The organism is Oceanicaulis sp. MMSF_3324 (assembly GCF_030733545.1).
Classification (GTDB): domain Bacteria; phylum Pseudomonadota; class Alphaproteobacteria; order Caulobacterales; family Maricaulaceae; genus Oceanicaulis.
This window is the reverse complement of record NZ_JASHIU010000001.1, coordinates 198,541-212,591: the sequence shown is the minus strand read 5'-3', so window position 1 is coordinate 212,591 and position 14,051 is coordinate 198,541. Positions and strand designations below refer to the sequence as shown.

Sequence of the window (14,051 nt, the reverse complement as noted above, 5' to 3'; positions counted from 1 at the left end):
GGAGGCCCATAGTCGGCCTCACAGCCCCATCTGCCGCACGGCGAGATCGCGCATGATCTCTTCCGAGCCGCCGCCGATCGCCATCACCTTCACCTCGCGATAGATCCGCTCGACCGCGCAGCCGCGCAGATAGCCCGCGCCGCCTAGGATCTGCATGGCTTCATTGGCGCAGAACTCGGCCGTTTTCGACGCGAACACCTTGATCTTGGCCAGCTCGGCGGCGGGCATGGCCGCGCTATTATCCGTTGCCTCATTCACCCGCCAGGCCACCATCTGCAGATAGGCGTCCAGCGCATCGATGCGGCCGGACATGTCGGCGATCTTGTGCCGGATCGCCTGATGCTTGATCAGCGGCTTGCCGAAGGTCTCGCGCTGTTGGGCATAGGTGATGGCGTCATCAAGACAGCGTTTCGCCATGCCCAGGCAGCCCGCCGACAGGGTCAGGCGCTCATAGTTGAAATTGTCCATGATCGCGAGCAGGCACAGGCCTTCCTGGCCGAGCTGATAACGCTCGGGAATGCGGCAGCCGTCAAAATGAAGGGTGGCGGTGTCCGAACACCACCAGCCCATCTTGTGGGTGATGGCGGTGCGCGAAAATCCGGGCGCGTCGGACGGCACGACAAACAGCGAGATGCCGCCAAAGCCGTCCCCGCCCGTGCGGGCGCCCACCACATACCAGCTCGCTTTCATGCCGCCGGTGATGAAGGTCTTCTCGCCATCAATGATCCAGTGATCGCCGTCCTTGCGGGCTTTGGTCTGGATCCGCGACAGATCCGATCCGCCCGAGGGCTCGGTCATTCCGAGCGCCCCGCCTTTGCGCCCCGCCACGATGTCGGGCAGGACCTCGGCCTTGATCTCATCGGAGGCGAGGGTGTGGATCGGGCCGGTCATGATCCCGCGCGAGCCCAGAGACGCGTTCACCCCGCCTACGCCCGCATAGCCCATGGCGATGCCTGCATCGACGCGCATGATGGCGTCCTCAAACCCGTTGCCGCCATAGGCCTCGTCAATGCCAAAGCCAAACAGGCCCAGCGCGCCCGCCTTTTCGTGCAATTCCCAGGGAAAATCGCCCGCCTCGTCCCAGGCATCGCCATAGGGCTCGATTTCGCGATTGATGAAGCCTTCCACGCTATCGCGGAACGCCTTGCGCTCGGGCGTGTCGAAGGGCCGGGCGAGGGCCGCGGTGGGTGCGTTGGTCATGAAGGCCTCCCGAATATGTCTTTTCCCTTATCGTAATAAGGTTGACGTATACGGCAAGCTCTTTGAGGAGAGGCGGGGACTGATCCCTCTCCCCTCCCAGAGGGGAGAGGTTAGGTGAGGGGTGAGCCGCGTCTGTCCCTTTAAGCGGACTGCCTGTTGAAGCGCACCCCCTCACCCAGCCTCTCCCCCTTGTCCAAGGGGGAGAGGGGAAAGCTCTGCATCCTGTGAACAATCGCCCTTTCTCTCCGGCGCGCCCCGCGCTAGGTGCAGCGCCATGACCGCGCTCACCCTCGCCGCCTTTGCCGGCGCCATCTTCATCCTGTTCTTCACCCCGGGGCCCGGAAACGTGGCCATGGTGGCGCGCACGCTGGATGCCGGGCCGGCGCACGGCTTTGTCTATGGCGGCGGGATCATTACCGGCGATATCTTTTGGCTGACCGTGGCGATCACCGGCTTGAGCGCGGCGGCTGAGGCCGCTTCGGGCTATCAGGGCCTGTTCTGGATCGCCAAGCTGGTGGGCGCGGGCATCCTCTTGTGGTTCGCCTGGGGCGCGTTTCAGGGCTGGCGTCATCCCGCCCTGCCCGACCGGGTGGCGAAACCCGTCAGCAAGCGCGGCCTTCTGGCCACCTATGCGGCGGGTGTGGCCATGCCGCTCACCAACCCCAAGCCCATCGTATTCTATCTGTCTTTATTGCCAGCGTTTTTCGACCTCAGCCAGGTCACGCCAGTAACCTATGCGATCATGGTCTCGATCATGCTCGCCATGTATGCGCTGACCGCCACGGTCCATGTGGGCCTGGCGCACAAGGCGCGCGACTGGCTGAAAGCGAAGGGCGTCAAGCGCTGGGCGGACCTTCTCACCGCGGTGATCATGACGGCGGTGGCGATCCTGCTGCTCACGCATTAGGGCGGGCGGGGTAAAAGTCCACACCCGGAGTGTTTTCAACCATGGTGACAACGCCGCGAACGCGGTAAAACAATGCCATGTCAGAGACACCGAATCAGGAATACGGCGCGGAGTCGATCAAGGTCCTCAAAGGGCTCGACGCCGTGCGCAAGCGCCCCGGCATGTATATCGGCGATACCGATGACGGCTCGGGTCTGCACCACATGGTCTATGAGGTGGTGGACAACGCCATCGACGAGGCGCTGGCGGGCCATTGCTCGCAGGTGACGGTTTGCCTGCATGCGGACGGTTCGGCCAGCGTGACCGATGACGGGCGCGGCATTCCCACCCAGATCCACGCTGAGGAAGGCGTGTCGGCGGCCCAGGTCATCATGACTCAGCTGCACGCCGGCGGGAAATTCGACCAGAACTCCTACAAGGTGTCTGGCGGCCTGCACGGCGTGGGAGTCTCTGTGGTGAATGCGCTGTCGGACTGGCTCGATCTGACGATCTGGCGCAATGGCCGCGAACACACCATGCGCTTTAGGCGCGGCGATCCCGAGAATGGACAGGATCTGCGCGAGATCGGCGATGCCAACGGCAAGAAGGGCACCCAGGTGCGCTTCATGCCGTCCGAGGAAACCTTCTCCGACATCCTCTTTGACCGCTCGCGCCTGCTGCATCGTTTGCGGGAGCTGGCCTTCCTCAATTCGGGCGTGAAAATCGTGCTGCGCGACGAACGCGAAGCCGAACCGTTTGAAGAAGTTCTGGAATATGAAGGCGGCGTGGCCGCCTTTGTGCAGCACCTGGACCGCACCAAATCGCCGATCTTCCCCGATCCAGTGCTGATCACCGGCGAGCGGGAAGGCGTCACGGTCGAGGCCGCGCTTGAGTGGAATGACAGCTATCACGAGAACGTGCTGTGCTTCACCAACAACATTCCCCAGCGCGATGGCGGCACGCACCTGGCGGGCTTCCGCGGCGCGCTGACCCGGGTGATCAACCAGTATGCGGCGACCTCGGGCGTGGCGGCCAAATCCAAGGTCTCCATTACCGGCGATGATGCGCGCGAGGGTTTGACCTGCGTGCTGTCCGTGAAGGTTCCGGACCCGAAATTCTCCTCGCAAACCAAGGACAAGCTGGTTTCCTCCGAAGTGCGGCCTGCGGTGGAGAGCGCGGTCTATGACACGCTCAGCGAATGGTTCGAGGAACACCCCGCCGAAGCCAAGCAGATCGTTTCCAAGATCGTCGAAGCCGCGGCCGCTCGCGAAGCGGCGCGCAAGGCGCGCGAGCTGACCCGGCGCAAATCCGCGCTCGACATCACCTCGCTGCCCGGCAAGCTGGCCGATTGCCAGCAAAAGGACCCGGCCAAGTCCGAACTCTTCATCGTGGAGGGGGATTCCGCCGGCGGCTCCGCCAAGCAGGGCCGTCATCGCGAGAATCAGGCCGTCCTGCCCCTGCGGGGCAAGATCCTCAATGTGGAGCGCGCGCGCTTTGACAAGATGCTGTCGTCCGATCAGGTCGGCACGCTGATCACTGCGCTGGGCACCGGCATTGGCCGCGACCAGATCGATTACGAAAAGCTGCGCTACCACAAGGTCATCATCATGACCGATGCCGACGTGGACGGCGCGCACATCCGGACGCTGCTGCTGACCTTCTTCTATCGGCAGATGCCCGAGCTGATCGAACGCGGGCACCTCTTCATCGCCCAGCCGCCACTCTACAAGGTGATGCGCGGTAAGTCCGAGCGCTATCTCACCGACGAAGCGGAAATGGAGGCCTTCCTGATCGAGGAGGGCAGCTCGGACGCCGTGCTCGAGCTCGCCAATGGCGAAATCGTCACCGGTCAGGATCTGGCCGAGCGGGTGAAGGCCGCCCGCGGCATCGCCCTGTCGCTGGATCGTCTCGCCGCGCGCGGGCCGAAATTCGCGCTGGAAGCCGCCGCCCTTGAAGGCGCGCTGCATCCCGACGCCACGCAAGACCAGGTGGACGCCGCCGCGCGTCGCCTTGCGGCGCAATCGGATGAAGGCGAAGACGGCTGGACCGGTCAGGTGCTGCCCGAAGGCGGCCTCGTCTTCAAACGCGAAGTGCGCGGCGTGACCGAATCCATCACGCTCGATGACAAGATCCTCGCCAGCCCGGACGCCAAGCGCCTGTCCGAGCGCGCCTGGGCGATCCGGGGCGATTACCAGGGGCCGGCCTGGTTCCGTCGCAAGTCTGAAGACATCGAGATCTTCTCGCCTGACGCCCTGGTCACCGCGGTGCAAGCCGCCGGCGCCAAGGGTCTGAAGATCCAGCGCTATAAGGGTCTGGGCGAGATGAACCCCGACCAGCTGTGGGAAACCACCCTCGACCCCGAAGCGCGCTCGCTGCTGCGTGTCTCGGTGACCGAGGCCGACACCGCCGACGAGCTGTTCTCCAAGCTCATGGGCGACGTTGTCGAACCCCGCCGCGACTTCATCCAGGAATTCGCGCTCGAAGCTGAGGTGGATGCCTAGGCGTTTAGAATAAAATATCTTTCAGGAGCTCTGGGTTCCATTCTGAGTTAGAATTTTTATCCAGTAGCCGTAATTTGCTACTGTATCGCATAGATGCTTGTCTTAATGTAACGTCAAGATAGAGACTGTTGTCTTTCTCTTCAGCTTCTTTGCTCAGTGTGGAAAGTGCTGACCTGAAATATTCGCCCGCATTAATAGTTAATAGATCTAGGTACTTAGGCACTTTTCCACTGTGAACTAGAGAGTTGCGTGAACGGTATATACGTCGTATTTGCCATTTAACTCTATCGTAATGCTCCTCAGTTGCTTTAAGAAGCGCCTTCGGCGAAGATACATCTTTTTGTACGCAGTATAATCTGTGCAGCATAAGGGGATTGTCTGAGCATATATTACACAAAATCTGCCTTTCGAGCCCATGTTTTTTTAAAGTTAGAATAATAATGAAAATATTCAAAGCTGTTTCGCTGGAATTAATTGACTTAAGTAACTTAGTATATCTGGATCTATAGAGTACGAATAAATTATCGTGAAGGTATTTAATTTTTCTATGCAAGTGTCTTGATGCGATGCAAGGGGCTAGTTCATCAACAAAATGGCTTATTCTTGGAGATGACTTTGGCTCACTCAGCAATACTTCAATTCCAGACCAAAGTGCAACTAACCTATTTTCAAGGGCCGGGGTGTCCCTGGCCAAGGCGACCATGTTGATAGCTCCTACAACACGTTCGTAAGAATCTGGTTCAAATGCAGAAAGGAGACGGCGCGCGTATTTTTGGATGCTTTTATTTCTAATGTTTCGACTAGGATTGTTGTCCTCTAAAAGCCAATCAATAGAGCTAAATGAAACTATAGTTTCTGATTGCGCAGATTTTCTACGAACTGCGCATTGGTGAGACCAATTGAAAGTAAATGGCTTTGGCTCAAGTAAGGCTATTGCTCTAACCGAGCTGATCTTTTCGCTAGCTAATTGTGCAGCCGTGTGAGGGTCTCTAGCATCGCATGTAAATAGAATTGCATGAGACCATTTGCCATTTTCCGATAAAGTATTGCGGTTAGCAGTTTTTAAATGCTCTTTTGACTTTGACAATAACAACGACCTGTAGCCGAGCCTAGACAATATAGATGCTATTGTGTCATCTACAGGTATATAAACCGAATGTGCTACGCTATCGGATTCAAATTCTCTTAAGAATGAGCGCACTGTTTGAGATCCGACTCTATAATGATTTGTAGTGAAAAATCTGCTCTTTAATCGCTCATAAATATATGATTTCGAATAACCTTTATTTATGATGTGCGAAAGAAGGAAGCCAGCAGATTTTCGAATAGTATTTTTCTTAGTTGGATTGCTCAAGTTATTGCAAATCAAATCGGTTAAGAGGCTGACATAATTTTCATCTAAATACTTAGTAAGCTCTCTTTGAATAGCGAGTGCATCATTTTTATCAAAATTTTGTTTCTTTAAGTGGCGCGTTACTAAGTCAACTAAATTAGGGGCATATGTATTTAATACCGGATCTTTTGAAATAGACCATTGTAACTCCTGTAAGCAAAAGTCAGCAGTTTTATCGGGTACTCTACCTTTATCAATATCTTCCCAAATTTCACAAAGCTCATTTACTCGTTCTCTAGTATCTAAGGTATATGCTCTAAAACTTTCAAAGGTTTGAGCATTTAAAAGCTCTGACCACAATTGAGCAAAAAACAGAACCCCTCTTGCATTCTGAGTGTCAGGCCAAAGGTTTTCAAAGTGATATGCGGACAAATGTGAGCCCTCACGCAGTTGTTTGTAATCGTACTAGTATCAATTCGAAGCCTTAGGCGGTGCAACTAGAAATTTTTGATGCACAGCTGCTTATCCCCACCCTCCCGACCTTCCTCCATAATCTCCCCACTCCTCCAGAGCAGGCGGCCGGCGCGTTGGGTTCGGGAGGAGTGGTGGTGTCCCGAGCGGGCGCGGTTTAACGCACCGCGCTGCAGCGAAAAGGCGGGACTTCATACATTCCGGCGATCCTGTTGGAGCCGTGCCCCTGGGGCAGGAATCCCTTGGGCGGACGACTGACAATCGTCCAGCTTGGACAGGCTGCGTAGAAATGGCGTCAGCAAGCCGGTCGAGGCCGTACAAAACATCACCGCGCGCGGGAGCCTTATCGGGCTCCATAACAAAACCAATAGACCCATAATCGCCCGGACTGCTCCCGCGCGCCCTGCTCATGCCCTCGCCATTTCGCGGCGGGGATGGGGGTGTTTCACCAAACCCCTCAGTGTGTCATCCCGGCCCTGAGCCGGGATCTACTGCATGCGTATCTGTGATCAGAACAGAGTGGTTCCGGTAGATCCCGGATCGCTTCGCGTCCGGGATGACAGAACAGGGAAGTGAGAGGAGACTGGCGCGATGAAGTCCTTCGCTGTCTATATCCTCACCAACAGGCCCCGAGGCGTTCTTTATACGGGCGTGACGAGCGATCTTGTCGGACGCCTCTGGCAGCACCGCGAAGGCGTGGTTGAAGGCTTCACCACCCGCTATGACGCCAAACAACTGGTCTGGTTTGAAAGGCATCAGGATGTTGAAGCCGCAATCGAGCGGGAGAAGCGGATCAAGCGCTGGCGACGTGACTGGAAGCTCGATCTGATCGAGACCGCGAATCCGGGCTGGAAAGACCTCTGGCCTGAGATCTGCCGCTAGTGTCATCCCGGCCTTGAGCCGGGATCCACCAGCTTCATTTCTGCGATCAGAACAGAGCGGTTCCGGTAGATCCCGGATCGCAGCGCGTCCGGGATGACAGGGTGAGGTGTTGCTACAGCCCGCCCCCCACTCGGTTCTTCCAATAGCCGACATCCTCGGCGTATTTGCCGACCACTTCGCCCAGCACCTGGTTGAGTTTGAGGGTGTGGAAGCTGATCCACTCGCCCTGGTCGATCTCTTCCAGCGCGCGCATGGAATTGCCCAGGAAGAAGGCGTACAGCACCCCCACCAGGATGAAGAGGACCGGGAAGACCCAGCCCAGCGCGATGATGGTGGCGAACGGGTTGAACAGGTCCAGCGCGGCTGCGAGGCTGAACAGCGCGACAAGCCCGGCGATGAAGGCGGCGGGCACGAACAGGAGGTAATAGCTCGAGTTCCGGGTGATCTGGAACACGACATTGCGCACATAACTTTCAATGAAGAAGACGCGCAGGGCGATCCAGTTGATATTGAGCGTCCACAACCGCGCCTCGGCGGAGAGCTGTTTTGAGTCCCGCTCCTCGCCCACCGTGACCGATTTCGCCCGGCCGATGGCGGTGCGGTAATGGTCGTTCAGGCGCGCGCAATAGCGGGTCAGGAAGTTGGCCATCTCCCGCGCGGTGTTGCGCTGATAGGGCGCGTATTCGGCATAATAGAGCGCCCACATCACCAGCGCCGCCAGAATGCAGGACCCGGCCCCGAACATCAGGGAATTGAGCGCGCCGGCGGTGGTTTCGCCGAACAGGTCGCCATGCAGCGGGCCAAAGGCGTCCACCACGCCCACCGCGTTCAGCACGATATTGGCGATCAGCACGACCGACAGGATGGCGGACAGCCAGATCGACAGGCGCCGCACATTGGCGTTCATCAGCTTGCGGGTCTCGTTGAGCATGTAGAGAAGGCCATGCTCGCTATCGGCGAATTGCTCGGCGATCACCGCGCCCTCCACGTCTTCGAACAGGGCGCGCGGATCCGACGCGATCGGGACGGGCGCTCCGAGGAAGCGGTCGGCCAGCCTGGCGTAATCCTGGGCCAGATCGTCGGTCATTTCCTCGGGCATGCGCATGAAGCCCACGCGCACCGCCATCCATTTGAAGATCAGTCCCTGGCGGGAGATGAAGCTCTCTTCGTGCTCGAAATCATCGCCGAGCGCGCCTTCCAGAAGCGTCTTGTGGCCGGACACGGCGGCCGCCCAGGCGCCCGGACCCATTTCGCTGGCGCGATTGGGAGCGGATTTCTTGCCCAGTCCGAACAGGCGCAGGATCAGGCGAAAGGGGAAGGACAGGCCACGCAGAACGCCCGCGCCCAGCCGTCGCGCATATTGGCCGATCACGACAACGATCAGGGCCATGGCGAGTCCGACCGCCAGCCCTGTTGCAAACCCCGAAATATCCATGAACGCGTCCAATCCTTGCGGCCCCCTCTGATCCGGCGGTCCCAAGGCGCCGGATCAAAAGGAGTTTAGCCGCAAAACGCGCGCGAGGCGAGTAAGGGTTAACGTCAATTTACCCTTAGAACGGGATCCAGTTGCGCTGACGCGAATAGGCGAGATAGCCCACATTGGCGCCCGCGCGCAGGCCGACGCCCGAGCGGATCGGCGCCAGGGTGATGCCGTCGGCGCGCTGATAGTTCACGCCCATGCCGGCCACCAGATAGGCCGAGCCCTCAACGCCGGGAAAGCGCTGGTACAGGCGGTCGGTATCGTTCAGGCGATAGACCAGGGTGAAGACGCGGCTGGCATTGCCGCCGGCGTCAAAGCCCACGGTCGGACCCTGCCAGTAGACCTTTTGCTGGTCGGGGCTGCCCTTCAGCGTCAGATAGCCCTCGCCGTAGCGCAGGCCGACGCCGGCGGCGCCGGAGACTTCCTCGCCGGCGATATAGCCCACCGGGCGACCGAGATCGGAGAAGGTGCGCTCGAGCACGGAAGCGGCGGCCTCGGCGGTGACGCCGAAGAAATCGGCGACCACATCCACCAGTTCCTCATTGGAATAGGTATCGATATTGGACTGGTAGTCGCTTTGGGGCGCGGCCGCTTCGGCGCTTTGCGCGCGGGGCGATCCCGTGGTCGAGCACGCGCCCAGCGCAACGGCCAGGGCGGTGGTGGTGATCAGTGAAAGCGTGGATTTGATAGCCATGACGCGCTTTCCTTCCTTTCCAGTTCAACGGGACGAACGCTGACCCCCAATTAGGGCTGGGGTGAGGCGAAAGGGTGAAGACTGTATTAACAGGGCCGTGTCCGCCCGCCTTTACTGCCAATCTGCTTGGCGAGAGCCCGCGCCAATGCTAACTCCCGCGGCATGAGCACAGATCCGTCCCTGATCCGAAATTTTTCCATCGTTGCGCACATCGACCACGGCAAATCGACCCTGGCCGATCGCCTGATCCAGCACACTGGCGGTCTCACCGACCGCGAGATGAAGGAACAGGTGCTCGACAATATGGAGCTTGAGCGCGAACGCGGCATCACCATCAAGGCCCAGACCGTGCGTCTGGACTATACCGCCAAGGATGGTCAGACCTACGCGCTGAACCTGATCGACACCCCCGGCCATGTGGACTTCGCCTATGAAGTCTCCCGCTCGCTGTACGCCTGTGAGGGCGCGCTGCTGGTGGTGGACGCCGCCCAGGGGGTCGAGGCCCAGACGCTGGCGAATGTCTATGCCGCGATCGATGTGGATCTCGAGATCGTGCCGGTGCTGAACAAGATCGACCTGCCCGCCGCAGAGCCGGATCGGGTGAAGGCCCAGATCGAGGATGTGATCGGCATTGACGCATCGGACGCCATCGAGATCTCCGCCAAGACGGGTCTGGGGATCGACAATGTGCTGGAAGCCATCGTCACCCGCCTGCCGGCGCCCAAATCGGGCGATCCGACCGCGCCGCTCAAGGCGCTGCTGGTGGACAGCTGGTATGACCCGTATCTGGGCGTGATCTGTCTGGTGCGGATCATTGAAGGCACCCTGAAGAAGGGCATGCGCGTGCGCCTGATGGGCGCCAAGGCCAGCTATGGCGTGGACGGGGTGGGCGTGTTCACGCCCGCCAAGGAAAACCGCGACACGCTGGGTCCGGGCGAGATCGGCTTCCTGAACGCCTCGATCAAGCAGGTGCGCGACGCCCGCGTGGGTGACACCATCACCGAGGAAAAGCGCCCCACCGCCGAAATGCTGCCCGGCTTCGAACCCGCCGTGCCGGTGGTGTTCTGCGGCCTGTTCCCGGTGGATGCGGCCGACTTTGAAGACCTGCGCGACGCGGTGGAGCGTCTGGCGCTCAATGACGCGTCCTTCAGCTTCGAGATGGAAACGTCTGCGGCGCTGGGCTTTGGTTTCCGCTGCGGCTTCCTGGGTCTGCTGCACCTTGAGGTCATTCGCGAGCGGCTCGAGCGCGAATACAATGTGGATCTGATCACCACGGCGCCGTCGGTGGTCTACAAGATGCAGCTCACCGACGGGTCCGAGCTCGATCTGCACAACCCCGCCGACATGCCAGACGTGGTGAAGATCGACTCTATTTCAGAGCCCTGGATCAAGGCCACCATCCTGGTGCCCGACGAGTATCTCGGCGGCGTCCTGAAACTGTGCCAGGACCGCCGCGGCGTCCAGCTCGAGCTCACCTATGCCGGCACGCGCGCCATGCTGGTTTATGAGCTGCCGCTCAACGAGGTGGTGTTCGACTTCTATGACCGTCTGAAATCGGTCACCAAGGGCTATGCCAGCTTTGACTACCAGTTCATCGAATACCGCGAGGAAGACCTCGTGAAGATGTCGATCCTGGTCAATGAAGAGCCGGTGGACGCGCTGTCCATGATCGTACACCGCTCGCGCGCCGACATGCGCGGCCGCGCCATGTGCGAGAAGCTCAAGGAGCTGATCCCGCGGCACATGTTCAAGATCCCGATCCAGGCCGCCATTGGCGGCCGCGTGATCGCGCGCGAAACCCTGTCGGCCATGCGCAAGGACGTGACCGCCAAATGCTATGGCGGCGACGCCACCCGGAAACGCAAGCTTCTGGAAAAGCAGAAGGCGGGCAAGAAGAAGATGCGCCAGTACGGCAATGTCGAAATCCCGCAGGAAGCCTTCATCGCGGCGCTGAAGATGGATGACGACTAGGGAGGGCAGATTATATTGCTAAGTCTAGAGGTAGGTCGGCAATATCGCGTAATCTGCGACCTTTAATCATAAGGTCAAGTAAGTCGCGAGCATCGTCTAGTCCAGTTGCGATTGTCGCAGCTTTAAGCTCCTGCAGAGCGATGTGGTAGACGCAGTCTAGGTCGCCTGTTCCCAAAGCAATAGACGCAATGCGTGTAGGCAGGGGTTCTGCAGTAATTACAGCTATCCCGGGCAGTCTGCCTTTACGGTTTCGTATTAGATTCAACCCTTCTGAACGGGAATTTTGAGCGCGGTCACTGCGTATCGTCCATTTGCAACTAATAGAGGCGTGCAGAATTCTTTTCGTATTATATATTGAACGTATTGGACTTAGTTTGCCTACTTCATCATTTACTACGTTTTCTTCCATATTAATTGTTTTATCGTCTTCTGGAAATCTAGAAACGATTATATCCGGTTTAATGAGGTAGTCGGAACCAAGAGCAGCTTTCACCGCTTCATTATTTTTAATTAGAGCGTCAATTTCATCCAAGTGACCATATTGATCAAATTGGCTAATGATTCCTCCCTTTTCCACGCTGAATGAACCAGGCCTGATGGCGGATAAATGTGGAAAGGTTTCTCGTAGAAAGTTAGCACAGATGTCTTCAAATATCGCGCCTGCCGATTGCCCTTTAATTTTTGCCTTTACAGATTTTGGATTCCCAATTTTTGAAATTAGGTTTTGGGAAATTTGTATGCTGCTTTTGTTATCTTTATCGGCAATGCTAGGTATTCTTTCTTCGCCGGAAACAGTAAGTATTTTTTCAAAAAGTGCGTTATGAAATTTTGATCTAGCAATTGAAATAATTGACATTTAAGCAACCGTTCTAACTTGATAAATACGATCTTTAGCCATTAGAGCGTGACTGAGCTCAGCAGCTACAGCACGTGCAACAGGTGGAGGGAAGGCATTACCGACTTGTCGATACGCGGCTGTTTTCTTGCCAGAGAACTTCCAGTCGTCAGGGAAGCCTTGAATGCGCGCCACCATAGGAACAGTCAGGCGCGGCATGCCTGTGAAATCTCGATCTGGGGCCTCAGCGGCAATTGTTTTGCCGTTCACACCTATAGCTTCCCAAGCTCTCTTCGCTCGAGTTGGGCCTAGATCGGGGCCGCCGTGTTTTTTTGATCCGCCTACGATAGTGGGGGCAATTGTGTTGGCTTGTTGGGCCCAAGAGTGAGCGCCCGTCCACCCATTTTCGGCCATAAGATCAAACAGCGTCTCACCAACGGTTGGCGGTTCGTGAGTAATCGGGTCTGGCCATTTGAAGTGCTCAACGAAAGCATGGCGTATAGCGACAATTACGACGCGCGGTCTGAGCTGTGGGACTCCAAATGATGATGCATTAAGGAGTTGCCAGTCGGCTTTGTACCCAAGGGCGTGAAGCTTGGATCTGAGCTCTTCACGGTAATCTTCAAAAACTGGTCCTAAAAATCCGCGCACATTTTCAATCATTATCGCGCCAGGGCGGATTTCATCGATAATATCGAGTGCCGCTGGGAAGAGATTGCGTTCGTCGCGTTCGCCGAGTTGCTTTCCAGCTACTGAGAAGGGCGGACAAGGCAGGCCGCCAGCAACGATGTCGACACTTTTATAAGCAGAGGCATCGAAGTTCTTGATGTCGCCTTCCCAAACATTCCATTCGGGGCGGTTCAGCCTCAAGGTAGCGCATGCATCTTTGTCGATCTCAGCGACGCATTCATGTGCAAAGCCTGCTTGTTCCAGGCCAAGGGCTTGGCCACCAGCACCAGCGCAGAGCTCTACAGAACTCAGCATATTAGACATTGGATGATCTGCGCGACGCGACATTTGGTGCCTCCTCAGAATCTCCAACACTATATCAAGTGCTGACTCACCCCAACCGAACAAAAGAAGAACATACTTGTTATTCACATCAGAAGTCAATCAGCGACTCGAAAAAGCCCCGGCCGACAGCCGGGGCTTTGTTCTTCAGGAGCGGGATCGTGCGCCTAGCGCTCGTCACCCTCAGTGGCCTCTGCGTTACCCACGCCGTCCATACCGTGACCGTCATGGCTCATGGCGCCCATCTCCGGATCAAGCTCGGGGGCGGTGTCGCGGACGGGCAGGGTGACGTCGAGGGTTTCGCCGTCGGCGAATTCCAGCGTCAGGGTCATTTCGCCGTCTTCCAGCTCGGCGGGGTTCACGCCAAAGATCATCAGATGATCGCCGCCGGGCGCGAGGCTCATGGCGCCGCCCGCGGGAATGTCGAGGCTGTCCACATGGCGCATGCGCATCACAGCGCCATCCATTGCCATGGTGTGCAGCTCCACCGCGTCGGCTTCCTGCGTGGATGCGCCCACCAGCTGGCCGCCGGGCGCGCCCGCGGTGAGGGTGACAAAGCCGGCGGTGACATCGCGCCCGCCCAGCGGATTGCGGACCCAGCCTTCGATGACGGCGTATTCGGCCGGTTCAGCGCTCGATTGCGTCTCTTCGGCGGGCGAGCAGGCGGCGAGGGTCAGAACGCTCAGCGGAGCAAGGGCAAGAAGGGCGCGTTTGAACATGTCATCTCTCCATATGAGACGGGCGAGGTGATCCACCTCGCCCGATCCCGGTACGCCTAGACATGGCG

General features: G+C 58.0%; 11 protein-coding genes. 4 read left to right on the top strand and 7 right to left on the bottom strand.

Features of this window, described 5'->3' with window-relative positions; genetic code table 11:
- Positions 1-18 precede the first annotated feature (18 nt).
- Positions 19-1,200 carry an acyl-CoA dehydrogenase family protein gene (locus RBA95_RS01005; protein ID WP_306014916.1) on the bottom strand — a complete coding sequence of 394 codons (1,182 nt, stop codon included), beginning with the start codon at positions 1,198-1,200 and terminating at the stop codon, positions 19-21.
- A gap of 274 nt (positions 1,201-1,474) precedes the next feature.
- Between RBA95_RS01005 and RBA95_RS01000 the strand changes: the two genes are divergently transcribed.
- Together RBA95_RS01000 and gyrB are read left to right on the top strand one after the other, a co-directional pair.
- Complete coding sequence (locus RBA95_RS01000) at positions 1,475-2,107, top strand: LysE family translocator (RefSeq protein WP_306014914.1); 633 nt, start codon at positions 1,475-1,477, stop codon at positions 2,105-2,107.
- A 77-nt stretch (positions 2,108-2,184) separates the two neighbouring features.
- Positions 2,185-4,587, top strand: a complete 2,403-nt coding sequence (gyrB, locus tag RBA95_RS00995) for a DNA topoisomerase (ATP-hydrolyzing) subunit B (RefSeq protein WP_306014913.1) — start codon at positions 2,185-2,187, stop codon at positions 4,585-4,587.
- A 4-nt stretch (positions 4,588-4,591) separates the two neighbouring features.
- On the opposite strand, the gene RBA95_RS00990 is transcribed toward gyrB, so the two are convergent.
- Positions 4,592-6,352, bottom strand: a complete 1,761-nt coding sequence (locus tag RBA95_RS00990; RefSeq protein ID WP_306014912.1) for a hypothetical protein — start codon at positions 6,350-6,352, stop codon at positions 4,592-4,594.
- A 630-nt stretch (positions 6,353-6,982) separates the two neighbouring features.
- Between RBA95_RS00990 and RBA95_RS00985 the strand changes: the two genes are divergently transcribed.
- Complete coding sequence (locus tag RBA95_RS00985) at positions 6,983-7,273, top strand: GIY-YIG nuclease family protein (RefSeq protein ID WP_306014911.1); 291 nt, start codon at positions 6,983-6,985, stop codon at positions 7,271-7,273.
- Positions 7,274-7,385: 112 nt separating this feature from the next.
- Here the strand turns inward: RBA95_RS00985 and RBA95_RS00980 are convergent, their stop codons facing one another.
- Both RBA95_RS00980 and RBA95_RS00975 read right to left on the bottom strand, forming a co-directional pair.
- Positions 7,386-8,708 carry a hypothetical protein gene (locus RBA95_RS00980; protein WP_306014910.1) on the bottom strand — a complete coding sequence of 441 codons (1,323 nt, stop codon included), beginning with the start codon at positions 8,706-8,708 and terminating at the stop codon, positions 7,386-7,388.
- A gap of 115 nt (positions 8,709-8,823) precedes the next feature.
- Complete coding sequence (locus RBA95_RS00975; RefSeq protein WP_306014909.1) at positions 8,824-9,447, bottom strand: DUF1134 domain-containing protein; 624 nt, start codon at positions 9,445-9,447, stop codon at positions 8,824-8,826.
- 162 nt (positions 9,448-9,609) lie between these two features.
- Between RBA95_RS00975 and lepA the strand changes: the two genes are divergently transcribed.
- Positions 9,610-11,418 carry a translation elongation factor 4 gene (gene lepA, locus RBA95_RS00970; RefSeq protein WP_306014908.1) on the top strand — a complete coding sequence of 603 codons (1,809 nt, stop codon included), beginning with the start codon at positions 9,610-9,612 and terminating at the stop codon, positions 11,416-11,418.
- Between the two features lie 10 nt (positions 11,419-11,428).
- On the opposite strand, the gene RBA95_RS00965 is transcribed toward lepA, so the two are convergent.
- The 3 genes from RBA95_RS00965 to RBA95_RS00955 all read right to left on the bottom strand — a co-directional run bounded on the left by RBA95_RS00965 (position 11,429) and on the right by RBA95_RS00955 (position 13,983).
- Positions 11,429-12,274 carry an NgoMIV family type II restriction endonuclease gene (locus RBA95_RS00965; RefSeq protein ID WP_306014907.1) on the bottom strand — a complete coding sequence of 282 codons (846 nt, stop codon included), beginning with the start codon at positions 12,272-12,274 and terminating at the stop codon, positions 11,429-11,431.
- On the bottom strand, positions 12,275-13,237 hold the full coding sequence (locus RBA95_RS00960) for a DNA cytosine methyltransferase (protein ID WP_371933574.1): 963 nt from the start codon (positions 13,235-13,237) through the stop codon (positions 12,275-12,277).
- Between the two features lie 194 nt (positions 13,238-13,431).
- Positions 13,432-13,983, bottom strand: a complete 552-nt coding sequence (locus tag RBA95_RS00955; protein ID WP_306014905.1) for a copper chaperone PCu(A)C — start codon at positions 13,981-13,983, stop codon at positions 13,432-13,434.
- Between the last annotated feature and the right edge of the window lie 68 nt (positions 13,984-14,051).

Bases quoted from the DNA above. Each gene is read 5' to 3' on its own strand.
- RBA95_RS01005 (WP_306014916.1), bottom strand. From the start codon at position 1,200: ATGACCAACGCACCCACCGCGGCCCTCGCCCGGCCCTTCGACACGCCC.
- RBA95_RS01000 (WP_306014914.1), top strand. From the start codon at position 1,475: ATGACCGCGCTCACCCTCGCCGCCTTTGCCGGCGCCATCTTCATCCTG.
- gyrB (WP_306014913.1), top strand. From the start codon at position 2,185: ATGTCAGAGACACCGAATCAGGAATACGGCGCGGAGTCGATCAAGGTC.
- RBA95_RS00985 (WP_306014911.1), top strand. From the start codon at position 6,983: ATGAAGTCCTTCGCTGTCTATATCCTCACCAACAGGCCCCGAGGCGTT.
- RBA95_RS00980 (WP_306014910.1), bottom strand. From the start codon at position 8,708: ATGGATATTTCGGGGTTTGCAACAGGGCTGGCGGTCGGACTCGCCATG.
- RBA95_RS00975 (WP_306014909.1), bottom strand. From the start codon at position 9,447: ATGGCTATCAAATCCACGCTTTCACTGATCACCACCACCGCCCTGGCC.
- lepA (WP_306014908.1), top strand. From the start codon at position 9,610: ATGAGCACAGATCCGTCCCTGATCCGAAATTTTTCCATCGTTGCGCAC.
- RBA95_RS00965 (WP_306014907.1), bottom strand. From the start codon at position 12,274: ATGTCAATTATTTCAATTGCTAGATCAAAATTTCATAACGCACTTTTT.
- RBA95_RS00960 (WP_371933574.1), bottom strand. From the start codon at position 13,237: ATGCTGAGTTCTGTAGAGCTCTGCGCTGGTGCTGGTGGCCAAGCCCTT.
- RBA95_RS00955 (WP_306014905.1), bottom strand. From the start codon at position 13,983: ATGTTCAAACGCGCCCTTCTTGCCCTTGCTCCGCTGAGCGTTCTGACC.